This window comes from Paraburkholderia sabiae, assembly GCF_030412785.1.
GTDB lineage: Bacteria > Pseudomonadota > Gammaproteobacteria > Burkholderiales > Burkholderiaceae > Paraburkholderia > Paraburkholderia sabiae.
In genome coordinates this window covers 1,835,060-1,855,688 of the sequence record NZ_CP125296.1, presented here as the reverse complement: position 1 = coordinate 1,855,688, position 20,629 = coordinate 1,835,060, and the positions used below count along the sequence as shown (strand labels likewise).

The window sequence follows — 20,629 nt, the reverse complement described above, 5'->3', positions numbered from 1 at the left end:
CGCCAGTGCCGACCATCATGTGGTCGCGCTACGAGGGCGAGTCAGTGTTGTTTTCCCTTGGCGACGGAGGCGACGATTCGACGCAAGTAGATCTGCCACCTTCCGCGTGGGACAGGATTCTGGCCGCGCGGCCAAGGTTGTTTTAGTGTGAATGCGAGGGTTCGATAACCTGATCATCTGCCTTCTGGAGAGCCGCATATCAGGTCGCGACACAACATTATCCACGCCCCTTCTAAGTGCTGCGCTGCACCAGCAAAGTGCCGCGAGGCATCACCATGAATCAGTGCAGAGTCAGCCCGCCGCGCTCGAATAACGCCCGCAAACCCTTATCCAGAAAGCCTCGCAGCCGCTAGCTACCCATATGGCACACACCTTGCCTTAGACATCTCACGCGACTCAACGACGAGCCGCACAGCAGCATCCCCAAGCACCAACGAAATACCGACGAATTTTGGACAACGGCGTCCCCTGGATCTGGTCTCGCACCCGATTCGCGGGACGCCGTAGTCGTTTCAAGGCCCGGAACATGACCGACAAAGCGGACAAAGCGCAAAAAGCCACCTCGATCGATCTGCTGAACTGGCGCACGCCCGCCATGCGCGCGTTTCACTTCGCGTGGATGGCGTTCTTCGTCTGCTTCTTCGCGTGGTTCGCGTGCGCGCCGTTGATGCCCCTCATCAAGCAGGAGTTTCATCTCACGGCCGATCAGGTCGCGAACATCAACATCGCGGCCGTCGCGATCACCATTCTCGTGCGCCTGATCGTCGGTCCGATGTGCGACCGCTTCGGTCCGCGCAAGGTCTACGTCGCGTTGATGACGCTCGGCGCGCTGCCCGTGCTCGGCGCGGCGCTCGCACACAGCTACACGGCCTTCCTGCTGTGCCGGCTCGGGATCGGTGCTGTGGGCGCGAGCTTCGTGATCACGCAATATCACACGTCGGTGATGTTCGCGGGCAACGTGGTCGGCACGGCGAACGCGACGAGCGCAGGCTGGGGCAATGCCGGTGCAGGCGCTGCGCAAATGCTCGTACCGCTGATGCTCGCGGGCATCGTCGCACTCGGCGCGAGCAACTCGGACGCGTGGCGTCTCACGCTCGTGCTGCCCGGTCTCGCGATGCCCGTGATGGCCGCGCTCTACTGGCGCTTCACGCAAGACTGCCCGCAAGGCAATTTCAGCGAACTGCGCGCGCGCGGCATCTCCGTCGATAGCGGCAAGAAGGGCGGCTGGGCGAGCCTGCTCGCGGCCTCGCGCAACTATCGAGTGTGGATGCTGTTCGTCACCTACGCCGCGTGCTTCGGCGTCGAAGTGTTCATCCACAACGTCGCGGCCATTTATTACGTCGATCACTTCCAGCTCTCGCTGCGCGACGCCGGTCTCGCGGCAGGCAGCTTTGGCCTGCTCGCGATCTTCGCGCGTCCGCTCGGCGGTTTGTTGTCGGATTGGAGCGCAAAGCGTCGTGGTCTGTCCGCACGCTCGATGCTGCTGTTCGCGCTGATCGCCGGCGAAGGCGCGGGCCTGTTGCTGTTCTCGCAGGCGAATCACGCGGCGTTCGCCGTGCTCGCGATGCTGCTGTTCGGTCTCTTCACGCACATGGCGTGCGGGGCGACTTACGCGCTCGTGCCGTTCATCGATCGCAAGGCGCTCGGCGGCGTGGCGGGCATCGTCGGCGCGGGCGGCAATGTCGGTGCCGTGGCGGCGGGCTTTCTGGCGAAAGGCATGGGCGACCTGCATCAAACGCTGTTGACGCTCGGCGGTCTGGTCACGGCATCGGCGATCTGCGCGATCGCGGTGCGCTTCTCCGCCGAACACACCGCACGCGAAGCCGCATTCGGCGCAACGAATTAAATCAATGAATCCCCTCTCTGACAGGATCGGCGACATGAAAGTCATCGTTATCGGCCACGGCATGGTCGGCCACAAACTGCTCGAATGCCTCGCGGAACAGACCGCTGCGCGCCTCGACATCACCGTGCTGTGCGAAGAGCCGCGTCCTGCCTACGATCGCGTGCATCTGTCGGAGTTTTTCTCGGGCAAGTCCGCCGACGATCTGTCGCTCGTCGCGCCCGGCTTTTTCGATCGCGACGACATGGTGCTGCGCCTGAACGCGAAAGCCGTATCGATCGATCGCGACGCGCATACGGTCACGACGTCGACGGGCGAAACGCTCGCCTACGACAAGCTCGTGATCGCGAGTGGCTCATACGCCTTCGTGCCGCCCGTGCCCGGCAAGGACCGCAAGGACTGCTTCGTCTATCGCACGATCGAAGACCTCGAAGCGATGCAGGAATGCGGTGCGCGTTCGAAGACGGGCGTCGTCATCGGCGGCGGGCTGCTTGGTCTCGAATGCGCGAAGGCGTTGCGCGACATGGGCCTCGAAACGCATGTCGTCGAATTCGCGCCGCGTCTGATGGCGGTGCAGGTAGATGACGGCGGCGGCAAGGTGCTGCGCGGCAAGATCGAAGAACTCGGCGTGACCGTGCATACGCAGAAGAACACGCTGGAGATCGTCGACGGCGAAGAAGGCACGCATCGCATGCAATTCGCGGACGGCAGCCATCTCGACACCGACATGATCGTGTTCTCGGCGGGCATTCGTCCGCGCGACGAAATCGCGCGCGCGTGCGGTCTCGAAGTCGGTGCGCGCGGCGGTATCGTGATCGACAATCAATGCCGCACGAGCGATGCCGATATCTACGCGATCGGCGAATGCGCGCTGTGGAATGGGCAGATTTTTGGGCTCGTCGCGCCTGGCTATGAAATGGCGCGCGTCACGGCGAAGCAGTTGCTCGGCGAAAAAGAAGCTGCATTTGCAGGCGCCGACATGAGCACGAAGCTCAAGCTGATGGGCGTCGATGTCGCGAGCCTCGGCGATGCGCACGCATCGACGGCAGGCAGCCGCACGTATCAGTTCAGCGACGAACGCAAGCAGGTCTACAAGAAGCTCGTGGTGTCGGATTGCGGCAAGTTTCTGCTGGGCGGCGTGATGGTCGGCGATGCGAGCGAATACGGCACGCTGCTGCAGATGATGCTGAATCGCATCCAGTTGCCGGAGTCGCCGGAATTTCTGATCCTGCCGCAAGCGGACGGCAACGCGAAGCCCGCACTCGGCGTCGATGCGTTGCCCGAGAGCGCGCAGATCTGTTCGTGCAACAACATCTCGAAGGGCGCAATCTGCGCGTCCGTCTGCGCAGGCGCGACGACCATCGGCGACGTGAAGAACGCGACGAAGGCAGGCACGGCATGCGGCGGCTGCGTGCCGCTCGTCACGCAGGTGATGAAGGCCGAGATGAAGAAGCAAGGCCTCGCCGTCAACAATCATCTGTGCGAGCACTTTCCGTTTTCGCGCCAGGAGCTGTATCACCTCGTGCGCGTCGAGCGCATCAAGACCTTTGGTGCGCTGCTCGACAAGCATGGTCACGGTCTCGGCTGCGATATCTGCAAGCCGGCCGTCGCGGGCATTCTCGCGTCGTGCTGGAACGAGTTCGTGCTGAAGAAGGAACACGCGAGCCTGCAGGATTCGAACGATTACTACCTCGCGAACATTCAGCGCGACGGCACGTATTCCGTCGTGCCGCGCATGCCGGGCGGTGAAGTGACGCCCGAAGGGCTGATCGCCGTCGGACAGGTCGCGAAGAAGTACGGCCTGTATACGAAGATCACAGGCGGACAGCGTGTCGATCTGTTCGGCGCGCGCGTCGAACAGTTGCCTTCCATCTGGGAAGAACTGATTGCAGCGGGCTTCGAATCGGGCCATGCATACGGCAAGTCGGTGCGCACGGTGAAATCGTGTGTCGGTTCGACGTGGTGCCGTTACGGTGTCGACGATTCCGTCGGTCTCGCGATCGATATCGAGAACCGCTACAAAGGTCTGCGCTCGCCGCACAAGCTCAAGTTCGCGGTGTCGGGCTGCACGCGCGAATGCGCGGAAGCGCAGAGCAAGGACGTCGGCATCATCGCGACGGAAAAGGGCTGGAATCTGTACGTGTGCGGCAACGGTGGCATGAAGCCGCGTCATGCCGAACTGATCGCATCAGACCTGGATCGCGACACGCTGATCCGCTATATCGACCGCTTCCTGATGTTCTATGTGCGCACGGCCGACCGTCTGCAACGCACGAGCGTATGGCGCGAAAACCTCGAAGGCGGCCTCGATTATCTGAAGGACGTGATCATCCACGACAAGCTCGGCCTCGCCGCCGAACTCGAAGCGGAAATGCAGCACGTAGTCGAGACGTACGAATGCGAATGGAAGAAGGCCGTCACCGACCCCGAAACGCGCAAGCGCTTCCGCCACTTCGTCAACAGCGAGAGCGCCGACGACAACATCAGCTTCGTCGCGACGCGCGGCCAGATTCGCCCCGCCACGCCTGACGAACGGCAGCAGCGGCCTGTGCGTATTCCCGTCGTCGTCGAACAGACCGCCGAGTCCGCGGAAACCGTCTAACCCTCACTCATTGATAGCACGGAGATCGACATGAACAACGACCGTCTGCCGACCACCTGGACTTCCATCTGCGCACTCGACGACATCGTGCCGAACACGGGCGTCTGCGCGCTCGTCAACGGCGAGCAGGTAGCCGTGTTTCGCATCGAAGGCGAGCGCGGCGGCATCTATGCGATCGACAACTTCGATCCTGCATCGCAAGCAGCCGTGCTGTCGCGCGGTCTGATCGGCAGCCTGGGCGAACGCGTCGTCGTCGCTTCGCCGATCTACAAGCATCACTTCGATCTGCGCACGGGCGAATGCCTCGAAGCGCCCGACAAGTCCGTCAGCGCGTTCACGGCGCGCATCGAAGACGGACATGTGTGGATTTCTGCGTAACTGCGGGCGTGATCTTCTAACGGACCTTGACCATGGCGTGCGAGAACATCAAGACGGTTTGTCCTTATTGCGGCGTCGGTTGCGGCATGGTGCTGCACGTCGAGGAAGGGCAGGTCGTCAAGATTTCCGGCGACAAGGATCATCCGACCAATTACGGCCGGCTGTGCACGAAAGGTCAATCGGCGCACGTGTCGCTGCGCAAATCGGGCCGCCTCGAAAGCGCGTTCGAACGTCGTACGCGCGATGCCGATCCGATCCCCGTTCCCGTCGATCTCGCGATTCCCGACACCGCGCGCCGTCTGCGCGCGATTCTCGACGAGCACGGTCCCGATGCACTGTCGTTCTACGTGTCGGGACAGATGTCGATCGAGGCGCAGTACCTCGTGAACAAGCTCGCGAAGGGCTTCATCGGCACGAACAACATCGAGTCGAATTCGCGGCTGTGCATGGCGAGCGCGGGCAGCGGATATAAGCTCTCGCTGGGCGCGGACGGTCCGCCCGGTTCGTATCAGGATTTCGACAGGACGAATCTGTTCTTCGTGATCGGCGCGAACATGGCCGACTGTCACCCGATCCTCTTTCTGCGCATGATGGATCGCGTGAAAGCGGGGGCGAAGCTGATCGTCGTCGATCCGCGCCGCAACACGACGGCCGAGAAAGCGAATCTGTTCATGCAGATCAAACCGGGCACCGATCTCGCGCTGCTCAACGGCTTGCTGCATCTGCTGCACAAGAATGGGCGCACCGATTCGCGCTTCATCGCCGATTTCACGGAAGGCTGGGACGCGATGCCCGCGTTTCTCGACGACTACGCGCCGGAGAAAGTCGCTGAAATCACGGGCATTTCTGAAGCCGACATCCGCCAGGCCGCGCAATGGATCGGCGATGCGCCCGAGTTCATCAGTTGCTGGACGATGGGCCTGAACCAGAGCACGCACGGCACCTGGAACACGAACGCGATCTGCAATCTGCATCTGGCGACGGGCAAGATCTGCCGTCCCGGCAGCGGTCCGTTTTCGCTGACAGGTCAGCCGAATGCGATGGGCGGGCGCGAGATGGGCTACATGGGTCCGGGCTTGCCGGGTCAGCGCTCGGTGCTGAGCGAAGAAGACCGCGCGTTTGTCGAAGAGCTGTGGCAGGTGCCGCACGGCACGCTGACGACGAAACTCGGCGGCGGCACCGTCGATATGTTTTCGCGGATGTCGGCGGGCGAGATCAAGGCGTGCTGGATCATCTGCACGAACCCGGTGGCGAGCGTCGCGAATCGCCAGAACGTGATTGCCGGCTTGCAGGCCGCCGAACTCGTGATCGCGCAGGACGCGTTCCTCGACACGGAGACCAACCGCTACGCCGACGTGCTGCTGCCGGGCGCGCTGTGGGCCGAGGCGGAAGGCGTGATGATCAACTCCGAGCGCAACATGACGCTGATGCAGAAGGCGATCGATCCGCCGGGCGCCGCGCTTGCGGACTGGCAGATCATCGCGCGCGTCGCTTGTGAAATGGGCTTTGCGGACGCGTTCACGTATGCATCGGCGGCGGAGGTGTTCGATGAAATCGTGCGCGCGTCGAATCCGAAGACGGGCTACGACCTGCGCGGCGCGAGTCATGCGCGGCTGCGAGAGACCCCGCTGCAATGGCCGTGCGCGCCTGATGCCACAGACGATCGCAATCCGCTTCGCTATATCAACGAAGGCGTCAGTCAGACGCTGAAAGTGCTGCCCGACGGTACGCGTCCCGCGCTCGTATTTCCGACCGTGAGCGGCAAGGCGATGTTCTTCGCGCGTCCGCATGTCCATCCCGCCGAAATGCCGGGCGCCGAATTCCCGATCGTGCTGAACACGGGCCGCCTGCAACATCAATGGCACACGATGACGAAGACGGGCAAGGTGCCGATGCTGAACCGGCTGAACTCTGCACCGTTCGTCGAACTGCATCCGGAAGATGCTGCGTCGCTCGGCGTGCGAGACAAGGATCGTGTCGAGATCCGCTCGCGACGTGGCCGCGCGGTGCTGCCCGCCGTCGTCACGGAACGCGTGCGCGCGGGCAACTGCTTTGCGCCGATGCACTGGAACGACGTGTATGGCGACGACCTGTGCATCAACGCGGTGACGAGCGACGCGATCGACGCGATTTCGCAGCAGCCCGAGCTGAAGTTCTGCGCGGTGGCGCTGACGCGCGTCGAAGCCGAAACGGCCGAAGCAGACGAAGTGCAGGCACACGACATTCACGCAGCGAGCGAAACGCCCGTCGCGCACGTACGACAGCAACAGGAACTGGATATGTCCCGTATCGACGCTCTCGCCGCCATGCTCGGCATCTCCGACACGCCCGCGCCGACGCTGGACGACGCATCGCGCGTCTATGTCGCGGGTTTCATCAGCGGCTTGCGTTCGTCGCAAGGCGAGACTCGCGGCGTGCCTGCGTTGCCCGCCAGCGCGCCGCTGCCTGCCAGCACTCGCCTGTGGTTCGACGGCGTGCTCGCAGGGCTTTTCAGCCGCACGGCGGCGGATGTTTCGTTGCCGTCGATCGCTCGACCCGCAGCGGACAGCGAGCCTGCCGTGCGCATCGCGCATGCTCGCCCCAAGGTCGTGTTGCTGTGGGCGTCGCAGACGGGCAACGTCGAATCGCTGACCGAGCAGTACGCGACGCAACTGATGGAGTCGGGCTTCGAAATCCGCATGTCGTGCATGGCGGACTATCCTGTTGCCGCGCTGTCGCAGGCGAAGTACGTGCTGCTGATGACGAGCACGTTCGGCGACGGCGACGCGCCCGACAACGGCCAGAGCTTCTGGACCGCGTTGCAGGCCGACACGGCGCCGCGCCTCGCGGATCAGCAGTACGCGGTACTCGGATTCGGCGATCCCAGCTACGACCAGTTCTGCGGTCACGGACGCAAGCTCGATGCGCGTTTCGCGGAACTGGGCGCGAAGCGTCTGCATGCGCGCGTCGATTGCGACACCGACATTCAGCCAGCCGCCGACAAGTGGCTCGACGCAGTGATCGCGAAGATCAAGGAAGACGACGCGTCGCTGTATGCCGTGCCCGCGCAAGGCGTGATTCCCGCCGTGCTGCCGGGTGCGTCGCCGTCGAAAACGAGTCCCGCGCAATCGCGGCTCGTCGAGAATCTGCGCCTGAACCGCAATGGTTCGAAGGACACGCGTTATTTCTCGCTCGCAATCGGCGATGCGAATCTCGAATACGAATCCGGCGACGCGCTGGGCGTGTGGCCGCGGAACTGTCCCGAACTGGTCGATGAGCTGATCGATCTGTCGGGCGTGAAGGCGGATGCGTCGGTGCATGTGACGGGCGTTGGCGATATGCGGATCGGCGAGGCGCTTGCGCGGCACTATGAAATCGCGCGGCCGAGCGTGGAAGCGTTGCAGCTGATCGCATCGCGCAGCCGCAACGACGCGCTCGCGAAGCTGCTGACGGATGAACGCAAAGGCGATCTGAAGCAATGGCTGTGGGGCCAGCAACTCGCCGACGTGCTGCACGAATTTCCTGTCGATCTGTCGGCAAGCGAACTGCTCGGCGTGCTCAAGCGCTTGCAGCCGCGGCTCTATTCGATTGCTTCGAGTCCGAAGGCGCATGCGGGCGAAGTGCATCTGACGGTGGCCGCCGTGCGCTACAACAACGGACGGCGCAATCGCAAGGGCGTGTCGTCGACGTTTCTCGCGGATCGCGCGCACGATGTCAGCGTGCCCGTCTTCGTGCAGAAGTCGGCGCATTTCCGCCCGCCGCGCAGCGGCGACACGCCGATGATCATGGTCGGCCCCGGCACGGGCGTCGCGCCGTTCCGCGGCTTCCTGCACGAACGTGACGCGCGCGGCGCGCGAGGGCGCAACTGGCTGTTCTTCGGCGAGCAGCATGCGGCGACGGATTTCTACTATCGCGACGAACTCGAAGGCATGCAGAAAAACGGCCTGCTGACGCGGCTCGATCTGGCGTTTTCGCGCGATCAGTCCGACAAGGTCTACGTGCAGGACCGCATGCGAGAACAGGGCGCGCAACTGTGGGCATGGCTCGAAGAGGGCGCGCACTTCTATGTGTGCGGCGACGCGAGCCGGATGGCGAAAGACGTCGATGCCGCGTTGAAGGACGTCGTCGCGCAGCACGGCGGCATGAGCGCGGAGCGCGCGGATGAATACGTCGGCGCGATGACGAAGGACCGGCGCTACGTGCGGGATGTCTATTAAAGGTTATCGAAGAGGCCAGCGCTTTACCCGTAACCTTGGCGCCGTGTCAAGCATTTCCGATTAAATCGTACACGATGTATAATGCGTTCCTGTAGAGACATCCGTCTCGTGCTAACGAGGACGCAAAATGAAGACCACCGCCAAGGCAGAAGACACGAATCCGAAGCTCGCCGACTTCCTGTGTTTCGCCGTTTATTCGGCGAACCTCGCATTCGGCAAGGCCTACAAGCCGATTCTGGAAGAACTCGGGCTCACGTACACGCAATACATCACCGTCATTGCGCTGTGGGAAGAGGACAACCAGACGGTCAGCAGTCTCGGTGAAAAACTGTTTCTCGAATCGAACACGCTCACGCCGATCCTGAAGAAACTCGAAGGCATGGGCTATCTGGAACGCCAGCGCGACCCGGAAGACGAACGTCAGGTACGCGTGAGCCTGACCAAGGCAGGCCGTCGTCTGCGCGAAAAGGCGTTCAGCATGGATCTGGTCGAGGCGTGCGGCCTCGCGCCCGACGAGTTCTCGAAGATGCAGAAGTCGATCGTCAATCTGCGCAACAACCTGATCAAGGCTGTGAGCGAGCAGGTGTAAGGCGCTTCGGTGCGACCTTTTTGCGGCGCGTTCGCCGCGCCGCTTCGAAGCCGGTTTCCGGCTTTTTTTCCGAAATAAGAATCGCACGCGATTTAATCGCATGCTTGACACAAAGAGTTTTCTGCGTAGAATGTGTCGTACGCGATGTAATCGTGTGCGGTTAAAGAAGTGGATGATGCCGGACGGGCGTGATCCACGAGAAATCGAAAGACATGTGCCCTCGAGCGAGGGCCGTCACCTTCAACTAGCGGAGTTAATCATGAACAAGTTCTTCAAAGTCGCAGTCTGGTTTGCCGTCGGCGTGGCAGCTTCCTCGTCCGCATTCGCGAGCGGTTTCGGCCCTGCGCCGCATTACAGCCCGCTGCAAGGCGCACCGGCTTCCCAGCAAGGTCCGGGCGCGATCGTCGCCGACGCAGGCCGCAACGCAACTGCCAACGACGACATGGGCGGGATGGCGGATCAGGTGGTTCAGTCCGGCGCACGCACCATCTCGGGCCAGTTCGGCACGTCCACCTTCAAGCATCACTAAATCACGCACACGCTACGGAGAAGATCATGGCAAGAATCGATAACGTCCTGTACACGGGCAAAACGCAAACGACGGGTGGCCGCGAAGGCTCGGCGCGCAGCTCCGATGGCCGGCTGGATATTCAGCTGTCGTCGCCGGGTTCGAACGGCAAGGGCACGAACCCCGAGCAACTGTTCGCGGCCGGCTGGTCGGCCTGCTTCATCGGCGCGATGGGACTCGCGGCACGCGAACTGAAAGTCGCGCTGCCCGCCGATACCGCCGTGAACGCCGAAGTCGATCTCGGCACGGGCGAGGGCGGCTACTTCCTGCAGGCGCGTCTGAACGTGAGCCTGCCGGGCGTGGACCGCGAGGTCGCGCAGAAGCTCGTCGATGCGGCGCACCAGACGTGTCCGTATTCGAAGGCGACGCGCGGCAATATCGATGTCGAGATCGCGCTGGTTTGAACGCGTGGCGTGGCAAACGGTCCGCACCGTCCGTCTCTCCAGAAGACAGACGCGCGGACCCGTTACCGAGACTAGCTGCCGCTCGCTCGCGGCGGCTGCGGATTGTTCGCGGGATTCGTGTCGTACCTGAACACACGCTCGATTCCCGACTCGCGGTCTTGCTCCGATAACGAAGCGAGCGCCGTTTCGAGCGAATCGGCCGCTTCCTTCGCATAGACCTGCTCGCCGTCCACATAGACGGTGAACGAGCGCAGGTACTTCGCCTTCTTCTCGGGATTTTCGATGGTCTGCCGCGTCCACTCGTAGAGCGGATAGTCCTGCGTCCCGGCCTCTTCAGCTTCCTTGACGTAACCGGCGAACGCGTCGAACTGGCAAATCAGCGTTGCGCGATGTCGGCTCAGCACGTCGTGAAGCGGTGCATATGATTTCGCCTCCGGATCGGCGCGCCATGCGCTGGCCCGTTCGTCCGAAACGGTGATCCTGATCTGGAACTGCCACCCGTCTTGCATGGTTTCTCCCAATCGAGTCCTCCGCCGATTCTAGCGAATGGCTGAAATCTCAGCCTGGCTCGTGAGCCGATTCTGAAGTCTCAGAACGCGTCGCCCGGGAATCGCCTTCTTCGCGTAAAAAATCATTAAAAATCATGGGCATATGAACGGCTGAAAAATTGGCATGGCCTTTGCGATAAAGGCGTCCACTGGCCAGACAGGCCATCGAAAAGCGACGCCGCCCGCGCGTCGCAAATCAAGGAGACATGCTTTGGCAACCACATCCCACGCATCCGGTCACGCGTCCGGCCATCCGCAACCAGTTTCGCAACCGGTTCCCGCGCAACAAGCCGACAGCAAGACCCGCTTCTGGCCGGAAGGCTGGTGGAAGCTGATGGAATACCGGATCGGCATCATTCCGCTGCCCGTCTACTTCATCCTGCTCGCCCTGATCGCGGGCTTCGCGGTCACGGGCAAGGTGCCCGGCGAAATCTCGATGGCGATCGCCGTGCTCGCGTTCTTCGGTTTCACGTGTGCCGAACTCGGCAAGCGTCTGCCGATTCTGCGCAACATCGGCGCCGCCGCGATCTGCGCGACCTTCGTGCCGTCCGCGCTCACGTACTATCACCTGCTGCCGAAGCCTATCCTGCATCTGACGACGGACTTCACCAAGTCGACGAACTTCCTGTATCTGTTCATCGCGTCGATCATCGTCGGCAGCATTCTGAGCATGGACCGGCGCGTGCTGATCCAGGGCTTCGTGAAGATTTTCGTGCCGCTGGCCGTGGGTTCGATCGCGGCTGCTATCGTCGGCACGGCGGTTGGCGCGGCGTTCGGACTCGGCGTGCGCCACACGCTGCTGTATATCGTCGTGCCCATCATGGCGGGCGGCGTCGGCGAAGGCGCGATTCCGCTGTCGATCGGCTATTCGGAGATCATGCATCTGCCGCAAGGCGAGCTGTTCGCTCAGGTGCTGCCGCCTGTGATGCTCGGCAGCCTCACGGCGATCGTGCTGTCGGGTGCGCTCGACATGCTCGGCAAGCGCCTGCCGCATCTGACGGGCAACGGGCGTCTGCAGGTCGGCGAGACGGATGAAATGGACCCGGTGAAAGAAGAAATCTCCGGCCATATCGACGTTACGCATATCGCCGCCGCCGGTATCACCGCGATCACGCTGTATCTGCTCGGCCTGATGTGCCGCAATCTGTTCGGCCTGCCCGCGCCCGTCGCGATGCTGTTCCTCGCGGTGCTCGTGAAGCTTGCGCGCGCCGTCTCGCCGCAATTGCAGGAAGGCGCGTTCGTGGTCTACAAGTTCTTCTCGACGGCCGTCACGTATCCGCTGCTGTTCGCGATCGGCGTCGCGATGACGCCGTGGGACAAGCTGATCGCGGCGTTCACGTTCGCCAACATCGTGACGATCGTCGTGACGGTCGCGACGCTGATGGGCACGGGCTTTGTGGTTGGGCGCTTCCTGAAGATGTACCCTATCGACACCGCGATCGTGAACGCCTGCCACAGCGGCCAGGGCGGCACGGGCGACGTCGCGATCCTGACGGCGGCCAACCGCATGACGCTGATGCCGTTCGCGCAGATCGCCACGCGCATCGGCGGCGCGATCGTAGTGACGATGACGCTGATCCTGCTCGCGCATTTCGGATGACGCGCCCGTGCCCGACGCGGCGCGCGCCGATGTGCAACACGGCATCCGGCGTCGGGCATCGAAGAGGATCAACGTGCGCGTAAGAATAAGAGGCATACCGTTGTGGGCATGGGCCGCTGCCGCCGCGCTGTATTTCGGCGCGGCGGCAGCGGCCGTCGAATTCGCGTGGAACCGTGCGATCGACGCGCTCGCGGAAGTCGGCACGCATCGGCTCGACCTGTACGCAGCGAGCCTGAAAAGCGAGTTGGGGCGCTTCGAGATGATGCCCGCCATCGTGGCGCGGCAGGACAGCGTGCGCGCGATGCTCGGCGCGGGCTCGCGCGCGTCGCCGGACCTCGTGCACGAAGTCGACACGTATCTCGAAGCCGTCAATAAAGACGCAGGCAGTCTCGCCGTTGACGTGATCGACCTGCAAGGCGAGGTGATCGCCGCGAGCAACTGGAACCAGTCGCTCAGCTTTGTCGGCACTAACGTGTCGTATCGGCCGTACTTCAAGGATGCGCTCGCGCATGGCACCGGGCGTTTTTTCGGCATCGGCACGAACACGGGCATGCCGGGTCTGTACTTCGCGAGCGCCGTGCGCGACGCGGGCAAACCGATCGGCGCGGCGGCCGTGAAGCTCAGCGTCGACGCGCTCGAAGCCGCATGGCGCGCGCCGGGCGAAGCGGCGATGGTGATCGACAGCAACGGCGTGATCGTCATCTCGACGGTACCCGCGTGGAAGTTCACCGCGCTCAAGCCCATCACCGCCGACCAGCAGCGCGAGATTCAGGCGTCGCGGCAATACGCGGGCCGCAATGTCGACGTGCTCGCGTATCGACGCGGCGACGACTGGAACGGCACCGCGTGGCTCGGGCGCTTTCCCGACTGGCGCAAGAAAGGGCGCACCACGCAATTTCTCGTGATGTCGCGGCCCGCGCCGCAAGCGGGCGATTCCGTGATGGTGCTGCTCGATGTCGCGGGTGCGCGTCGTCAGCAGCAACTGGCGCTCGCGTTCGTGACGGGCGCGTTTCTGATCGCCGGGCTGTATGCGTTGTATGCCGTCCAGCGGCGACGCACGATCGCCGAAAAACTCAAGGCGCAGGACGCGCTGCGGCTCGCCAACGACCGGCTCGAAATGACCGTCGCGCAACGCACGGCGGCGCTCACGGCGACCAACGAACGCATGCAGCAGGAAATCGTCGAGCGTAAGCGCACCGAGCAGCGGCTGCGCGACACGCAGCAGGAAATCGTCCACGCGGGCAAGCTCGCCGTGCTCGGACAGATGGCGGCGGGTCTCACGCACGAGCTGAACCAGCCGCTCGTCGCAATCCGCACGCTGTGCGACAACGCGCGCACTTTCTTCGAACGCAATCAGCCTGCGCAAGCCGTGGCGAATCTGGAGCGCGTGGCGAAACTCGTCGACAGCATGGCCGTGCTGACGGGCGAACTGAAAACGTTCGCGCGCAAGCCGGATGTCGAGCGGGTGGCCGTGTCGCTGAACGAGGCGGTTGCGCATGCACGGCTCATCTTCGAAGCGCGGATTCGCGACGAAGGCGTGCAACTCGATGTGACGATTCCGGCGGGGTCGATGGTCTGGGCTGAATCGAGCCAGTTGCAGCAGGTGATTGTCAATCTGCTGGGTAACGCGCTCGATGCCGTGCGCGACGAGCACAAACGCGTGATCAGCATCGCCGCCGCCGATCCCGACGACCGCGACCGCGTGCTGTTCACAGTCACCGACAGCGGTCCGGGCATCGCGCCCGAAGTGCTCGCGCATCTGTTCGAGCCGTTCGTCACGACGAAGCCTCGCGGACATGGCCTGGGGCTTGGGCTCGCGATCACGTCGCGTATCGTCGAGGGTTTCGGCGCCAGGATCTCGGCCACGAATCTCGTGGAAAGCGGCGTGCGCAGCGGCGCACAATTCACTATCGAATTCGCGGCAGCGATGTCGCAGAGGGTGGTTCATGGCAGATGAGATTCGCGTGCTCGTCGTCGAGGACGACGAGAATGTGCGCTTCGGCGTCGAGCAGGCCGTTGCGCTGGCGGGCTTTCCCGTCAGCGCGTTCGCGTCGGCGGCACAGGCGCTCGCCGAGGTCGCGCCGGGCGCGCCGCTCGTGATCGTGTCGGATGTGCGGATGCCGGGCATCGACGGATTGCAGCTGCTCGACAAGGTGATGGCGATCGATGCGCAGATTCCCGTCGTGCTGATCAGCGGACACGCCGATATTTCGACGGCCGTCGGCGCGATGCAGGTCGGCGCGTATGACTTCATCGAGAAGCCGTTTTCGTCGGACCATATTGCAGGCCGCGTCGCGCGTGCCGTCGAAAAGCGCCGCCTCACGCTCGAAGTACAGGGCTTGCGGGCCGCGCTGCACAACTGGCAGGGCATCGAGGCGCTGGTGCTCGGCAAGTCGCCCGCGATGGCCGACGTGCGCAAAAAAATCCTGCGTCTCGCCGATACATCCGTGTCGGTGCTGATCACGGGCGAAACGGGCACGGGCAAGGAACTGATCGCGCGCAGCCTGCACGACTTCGGTGGGCGGCGCGACAAGCATTTCGTCGCGCTCAATTGCGGCGGTCTGCCGGAGCAGATCTTCGAAAGCGAACTGTTCGGCCACGAAGCGGGCGCGTTCACGGGCGCGATCAAGAAGCGGATCGGCAAGATCGAATGGGCGCACGGCGGCACGCTGTTCCTCGATGAAATCGAAACGATGCCCGTCGCGCTGCAGATCAAGATGCTGCGCGTGTTGCAGGAGCGCACGCTGGAGCGGCTCGGCGCGAACGAATCGATTCCCGTCGATTGCCGCGTGGTCGCGGCGTCGAAGGCCGATCTCGCAGCGCTTTCCGCCGAAGGCGGGTTTCGCGCGGACTTGCTGTACCGGCTGAACGTCGCGCAGATCGAATTGCCGCCGCTACGCGAGCGGCGCGAAGACCTGCCGCTGCTGTTCGAGCATTTCGTGCTGGCCGCCGCACGCCGCTTCGGACAGCCGGCGCCCGTCGTGTCGGCGTCGCAGGTGTCGGAACTGATGACGCACGCGTGGCCCGGCAACGTGCGCGAGTTGCAGAACGTCGCGGACCGCTTCGTGCTCGGCCTCTCGGGCGACAGTCTGCTTGCCGAAGGCGCGAACGCATCGACGTCGGCCAAAGGCGCGTCGCTCGCCGACCAGATGGCGTACTTCGAACGCACGCTGATCGAAGACATGCTGCGGCGTCATCACGGCAACGTGGCCGACGCGAGCGAAGCGCTCGGCATGCCGAAGAAGACGCTGTATCACAAGCTGCGTCAGCTCAAGATCGCCGCGCGCGATGCGCAGGGCGAAGAAGTCGATACGTAGCTCAGCGCCGGATGCTTTCCATCAGGATCCGCACGAACGCTTTGCTTGCCGCCGTGCGATAGGCGTCCTTGCGTTGCAGCAGCGCGGCCGTACGCGCGGGCAGCGACGGATCGAGCGCGACGGGATGGAGTTCGGCATGCTCGCGCGCGATGCCGTCGGGCAGCACGGTCGCAAGCTGACCGCGCCGCACGATCTCGACGATCGCGCTGATCGAACTTACCTCAATGACGACGCGCGGACGAATACGATGTTGCGCGCAATATTCGTCGATGTAGCGGCGCGTAGCGAATGCCGTGTTCAACAGCACCAGCGGCTCCTTCGCGAAGTCCTGCGCGCCCAGCGGCTTGCGGCGCGTCGCGCGCGCATGACGGCCGCCCACCACCAGACTCAACGTTTCCTCGAATAGCGGCTGGCTTTCGATTTCCGCCGTATGCACGGGCTCGAAAGCGATGCCTGCATCGAGCCTGTCGTCGGCCAGTTGCGCTTCGATCTGATCCTGCGTGATTTCCTGTATGTCGATCGCGATGGCCGGATGCGCAGCATGGAAGCGGTCGATCACAGGCCCGACCAGATACGCCGTGAAGGTCGGCGTGACGGCGAGGCGCAGATTGCCGCGGCTCAGTTCACCGACATCGTGAATCGCGCGCACGCCCGCATCGAGATCCTGTAGCGCGAGTTTCGCGTAGCGCATCCATGCTTCGCCCGCGTCCGTCAGTTGCACCGTGCGGCCCGAACGGTCGAGCAACAGCACGCCGAGCGTGTCTTCCAGTTGCCGGATCTGCTGCGACAGCGTGGGCTGCGAGACGTGCAGTGCTTCGGCGGCACGCGTGAAGTTTCGGTGCTCGGCGACGGCCAGAAAATAACGGATATGACGTAGCAGCATGGCGGTGGTCGGTGCGCGATAACTATTGGTCCTGCCTATGGACATCATCATAAACCGGTCTTGGACACTATGATCGATCGCGTCCATTCTTTGTTCAACGCAGCGCACTGAGCGCCTGAATGGAGAGCAAGATGCAAGAGATCATCGACGGTTTTCTGAAGTTTCAGCGGGACGTATTTCCCGCGCGCAAGGAGTTGTTCCGCAAGCTCGCGACCAGCCAGACGCCGCGCACGCTGTTCATCTCGTGTTCGGACAGTCGCATGGTGCCGGAACTCGTCACGCAGCGCGAACCGGGCGATCTGTTCGTGATCCGCAACGCGGGCAATATCGTGCCTTCGTTCGGTCCGGAGCCGGGCGGCGTGTCCGCTACCGTCGAATATGCCGTCGCCGCGCTCGGCGTCACGGATGTCGTGATCTGCGGTCACTCGGACTGCGGCGCGATGACGGCCGTCGCCACCTGCAAGTGCCTCGATCACATGCCCGCCGTCGCCAACTGGCTGCGTTACGCCGATTCGGCGAAGCTCGTCAACGAATCGCGCGAACATGCGAGCGAGCGCGAGCGTGTCGACTCGATGGTGCGCGAGAACGTGATCGCGCAACTCAACAATCTGAAGACCCATCCTTCCGTTGCACTGGCGCTTGCGCAAGGCCGCCTGAAGCTGCATGGCTGGGTCTACGACATCGAATCCGGTTCCATCGACGCGCTCGACGGCGCGACACGTCAGTTCGTTTCGCTGTCGGCGCATCCGGATGTCACCGCGACGTCCGACTAATGCGTCGCAGCGCATTGATTCATCCCGTTCATTCCCAGGAGCAACATCATGACCCAGTCGCAAACCACCCAGCACGCACGCGAAGCACTGACGGAAACCATCATCGACGCGAAGACGCGCAAGAACCTCACGTTCGAAGCGATCAACGAAGGCACGGGCCTGAGCATCGCTTTCACGACGGCTGCGCTGCTCGGCCAGCACGCGCTGCCCGAGAAGGCCGCGAAGCTGGTCGCCGAACGGCTCGGGCTCGATGACGCGGCCGTGCGTCTGCTGCAGACCATTCCTCTGCGCGGCAGCATTCCTGGCGGCGTGCCGACCGATCCGACCGTCTATCGCTTCTACGAAATGATTCAGGTGTACGGCTCGACGCTGAAGGCGCTGGTTCATGAGCAGTTCGGCGACGGCATCATCAGCGCGATCAACTTCAAGCTCGACATCAAGAAAGTGAAGGATCCCGAAGGCGGCGAACGCGCCGTCATCACGCTCGACGGCAAGTATCTGCCGACCAAACCGTTCTGAAACCGTCATCGCGCGTGCGGGCTTTGCGGCCCGCTCGCGAGCCACCGCATTACAGTCAAGGAGAGTCGGCATGTCAACGCAACAACAGGAAGTTCGTCCGCCGCTGCCGCCGTTCACGCTGGAGTCGGCCAAAGAGAAAGTGCGCCTCGCCGAAGACGGCTGGAATTCACGCGATGCCGCGAAAGTCGCGCTCGCTTACTCGCTCGATACGAAGTGGCGCAACCGCGCCGAGTTCGCCAACAACCGCGCCGAGGCGCAGGCGTTTCTCGAACGCAAATGGCGCAAGGAATTCGACTATCGGCTGATCAAGGAATTGTGGGCGTTCGGCGGCAACCGGATTGCGGTGCGCTACGCGTACGAATGGCGCGACGACGCGGGCAACTGGTTCCGTTCGTATGGCAACGAGAACTGGGAGTTTGGCGAAGACGGTTTGATGCAGCGCCGTTTTGCCTGCATCAACGATATGCCGATCAAGGAATCGGAGCGCAAGTTCCACTGGCCTCTTGGTCGCCGTACCGACGATCATCCGGGCTTGAGCGATCTCGGACTGTGAGCCGTTGTTGCACGCGTCGCGCTGCGAGGCTCAGTGCGTGACGCGTGTTCTCGTCGTGAGCACGTTCGCGCCCGTATCGGCGAAAAGCTGCGAGACGGGCACGGGGCGCTGGTACAGATAACCTTGTCCGTACGGAATGCCCAGGTTGCGCAGCGCTTCATGCTGCGATTCCGTTTCGACGCCTTCGGCAATGACTTCCATGCCGTAATGCTTCGATACCGCCGCGATCGCGCGTATCAGTTCGCACCCTTGCCGGTCGACTTGCCGCACGAACTGCCCGTCGATCTTCACGTAGTCGAACGGGAAGCGGCCCAGCAGATCGAGATTGCTGTGCTGCGTGCCGAAATCGTCGATGGCGAAGCGCACGCCATGCGCCTTCAGCATGTTGAAGATCACATCGGTGCGCGGGTGTTTGTCGATCAGAAAGCGCTCGGTGACTTCGAGTACGAGCGTGATGTCGGCGGGAAGCTTTTCTTTTACGGCCAGCACGTCCGCGACGAAATCCTTGCGTTCGAGATCCATCGGCGCGACGTTGATGGCGATACGCAACGGACGAATGTCCGTCTTCTGGATGATGTCGTCCGTCGCGCGTTGCAGCGCGAAACGCGTGACGCTCGCGAGCACGCTGCTGCGCTCCACTTCCGTCATGAACGCGGCGGGACTCACGGCGCCCCAGCGCGGATGCGTCCAGCGTATCAGTGCTTCGACACCTGTAATGCGTCGCGTCGCGATTTCGACAACGGGCTGATACGCGAAGTGCAATTGCCCATGTTTCAGCGCGCGGCGCACGGCGGACAACAGCAGACGGCGCGGCGCGAACGCGATCAGATACGCGGCGGCGATCAGCAGATTGATGAGAATGGCCACTGCGCCCGCCAGCAGGCCAAATTTCCACTGCGTGTGCGCGACGAAGCTCGGCGCGGCGACCACGACGATCGAAAAGCCCCAGCGTGGCGACGATACGCGTGTGCCACGCAAGCTCGCCACGCTGTCGGCGGCAATCGTCTCGCCGCGTGCGTCGAGTGCGCGATCGTTCGTGACGACGAGCACGACGTCGCCCGCTTCGTAACGCACGCCATGAGCGAGCGTATCCGCGAGATAGCTGGCCTCGACGAGGTACAGCAAACCGGTGTCCTTGCTCGTTGGAACATACAGCGGCATGACGGGCGTTTGAGGCTGCTGCGGTGTGCCTGAGAGCAGATCTAGCGTGAAGCGCGTGGCCGCGGGCGACAGATAGGCGGTGAGGGGAACATCGATCGGGCCCAGCGCCGACGAACAGTAGATATTGTGGTTCGCCACGAGATTGACGCTGCGCACATACAGCACGTAGCTCTGCAACTCGGACAGGCGATGTTCGACGAGCGGGCAGGGGCGTCCCGGCAGTGTCGACAATTCCAGATGCGCGCGCGATACGACGCTGTCGAGAATGCGATCGATCGACGCGACCATATCGCCTGCAATCAGGCTCTCGCGTTCGCGAATGGCCGCCTGATCCGCATGCCGCGCCCACAGCGCAGCAGTGACGAGGACGCACGCGCCGCACACGACGGTCACGATGAGCGCGAGCATCGGCGTCAGGCCGCGACCCACAACGGCTGATTTACGAAAAGAGAAAAGCGTGGTCACATCGGGGTCCGATGGCGGTACCGGATCGGGGGAACGATGCTGTATTCGTCCGATAAATATAGCATGCGGTCTATTCGCAAACGGCGCTGTCCGATATCGCGCGACATGTGTCGATTCAAATGGCATTCCTCATGAATTGGATTGTGCCTGGCGTATTCAATGCGTTTTGTTAATCGCGATTTACCCGAATTATCTGGCATTTGGAATCGAGACCGGCTTTCTTTTAAAAC

Annotated in this window: 16 protein-coding genes; 13 read left to right on the top strand and 3 right to left on the bottom strand. The window is 63.0% G+C overall.

The features are described from left to right. Positions 1-526 precede the first annotated feature (526 nt). From QEN71_RS37815 to QEN71_RS37785, 7 genes are all read left to right on the top strand, one after another. On the top strand, positions 527-1,846 hold the full coding sequence (locus QEN71_RS37815) for an MFS transporter (RefSeq protein ID WP_201649884.1): 1,320 nt from the start codon (positions 527-529) through the stop codon (positions 1,844-1,846). Between the two features lie 34 nt (positions 1,847-1,880). Next, positions 1,881-4,445 carry a nitrite reductase large subunit NirB gene (gene nirB, locus QEN71_RS37810; protein WP_201649885.1) on the top strand — a complete coding sequence of 855 codons (2,565 nt, stop codon included), beginning with the start codon at positions 1,881-1,883 and terminating at the stop codon, positions 4,443-4,445. Positions 4,446-4,475: 30 nt separating this feature from the next. Next, positions 4,476-4,823: a nitrite reductase small subunit NirD gene (gene nirD, locus QEN71_RS37805; RefSeq protein ID WP_201649886.1), complete on the top strand. Its 348-nt coding sequence runs from the start codon at positions 4,476-4,478 to the stop codon at positions 4,821-4,823. Positions 4,824-4,855: 32 nt separating this feature from the next. Then, a complete protein-coding gene (locus tag QEN71_RS37800) occupies positions 4,856-9,019 on the top strand; it encodes a sulfite reductase subunit alpha (protein WP_201649887.1) in 4,164 nt (1,387 codons plus the stop codon). A 127-nt stretch (positions 9,020-9,146) separates the two neighbouring features. Then, on the top strand, positions 9,147-9,608 hold the full coding sequence (locus QEN71_RS37795; RefSeq protein WP_201649888.1) for a MarR family winged helix-turn-helix transcriptional regulator: 462 nt from the start codon (positions 9,147-9,149) through the stop codon (positions 9,606-9,608). A 259-nt stretch (positions 9,609-9,867) separates the two neighbouring features. Beyond that, a complete protein-coding gene (locus tag QEN71_RS37790; protein WP_201649889.1) occupies positions 9,868-10,137 on the top strand; it encodes a hypothetical protein in 270 nt (89 codons plus the stop codon). A 26-nt stretch (positions 10,138-10,163) separates the two neighbouring features. Then, positions 10,164-10,580: an organic hydroperoxide resistance protein gene (locus QEN71_RS37785; protein ID WP_201649890.1), complete on the top strand. Its 417-nt coding sequence runs from the start codon at positions 10,164-10,166 to the stop codon at positions 10,578-10,580. 71 nt (positions 10,581-10,651) lie between these two features. On the opposite strand, the gene QEN71_RS37780 is transcribed toward QEN71_RS37785, so the two are convergent. Next, positions 10,652-11,089 carry a hypothetical protein gene (locus tag QEN71_RS37780; protein WP_201649891.1) on the bottom strand — a complete coding sequence of 146 codons (438 nt, stop codon included), beginning with the start codon at positions 11,087-11,089 and terminating at the stop codon, positions 10,652-10,654. Between the two features lie 250 nt (positions 11,090-11,339). Here QEN71_RS37780 and QEN71_RS37775 point away from each other — a divergent pair, with 250 nt between their 5' ends. From QEN71_RS37775 to QEN71_RS37765, 3 genes are all read left to right on the top strand, one after another. After that, on the top strand, positions 11,340-12,728 hold the full coding sequence (locus QEN71_RS37775; RefSeq protein WP_201649892.1) for a 2-hydroxycarboxylate transporter family protein: 1,389 nt from the start codon (positions 11,340-11,342) through the stop codon (positions 12,726-12,728). A gap of 73 nt (positions 12,729-12,801) precedes the next feature. After that, complete coding sequence (locus QEN71_RS37770; protein ID WP_201650004.1) at positions 12,802-14,685, top strand: sensor histidine kinase; 1,884 nt, start codon at positions 12,802-12,804, stop codon at positions 14,683-14,685. Then, a complete protein-coding gene (locus QEN71_RS37765) occupies positions 14,675-16,045 on the top strand; it encodes a sigma-54-dependent transcriptional regulator (protein ID WP_201649893.1) in 1,371 nt (456 codons plus the stop codon). The genes QEN71_RS37770 and QEN71_RS37765 overlap by 11 nt, the downstream gene beginning before the upstream one ends. A gap of 1 nt (position 16,046) precedes the next feature. Here the strand turns inward: QEN71_RS37765 and cynR are convergent, their stop codons facing one another. Continuing rightward, positions 16,047-16,928 (bottom strand): transcriptional regulator CynR, encoded by an 882-nt coding sequence (cynR, locus tag QEN71_RS37760; protein WP_201649894.1) that lies wholly within the window; start codon positions 16,926-16,928, stop codon positions 16,047-16,049. Positions 16,929-17,059: 131 nt separating this feature from the next. Here cynR and QEN71_RS37755 point away from each other — a divergent pair, with 131 nt between their 5' ends. From QEN71_RS37755 to QEN71_RS37745, 3 genes are all read left to right on the top strand, one after another. Further along, positions 17,060-17,701 (top strand): carbonic anhydrase, encoded by a 642-nt coding sequence (locus QEN71_RS37755; protein WP_201649895.1) that lies wholly within the window; start codon positions 17,060-17,062, stop codon positions 17,699-17,701. A gap of 48 nt (positions 17,702-17,749) precedes the next feature. Beyond that, positions 17,750-18,220, top strand: a complete 471-nt coding sequence (gene cynS, locus QEN71_RS37750) for a cyanase (protein ID WP_201649896.1) — start codon at positions 17,750-17,752, stop codon at positions 18,218-18,220. 70 nt (positions 18,221-18,290) lie between these two features. After that, on the top strand, positions 18,291-18,773 hold the full coding sequence (locus QEN71_RS37745; protein ID WP_201649897.1) for a nuclear transport factor 2 family protein: 483 nt from the start codon (positions 18,291-18,293) through the stop codon (positions 18,771-18,773). 30 nt (positions 18,774-18,803) lie between these two features. On the opposite strand, the gene QEN71_RS37740 is transcribed toward QEN71_RS37745, so the two are convergent. Beyond that, positions 18,804-20,342, bottom strand: coding sequence for an EAL domain-containing protein (locus QEN71_RS37740; protein WP_201649898.1), 1,539 nt, complete (start codon positions 20,340-20,342; stop codon positions 18,804-18,806). Between the last annotated feature and the right edge of the window lie 287 nt (positions 20,343-20,629).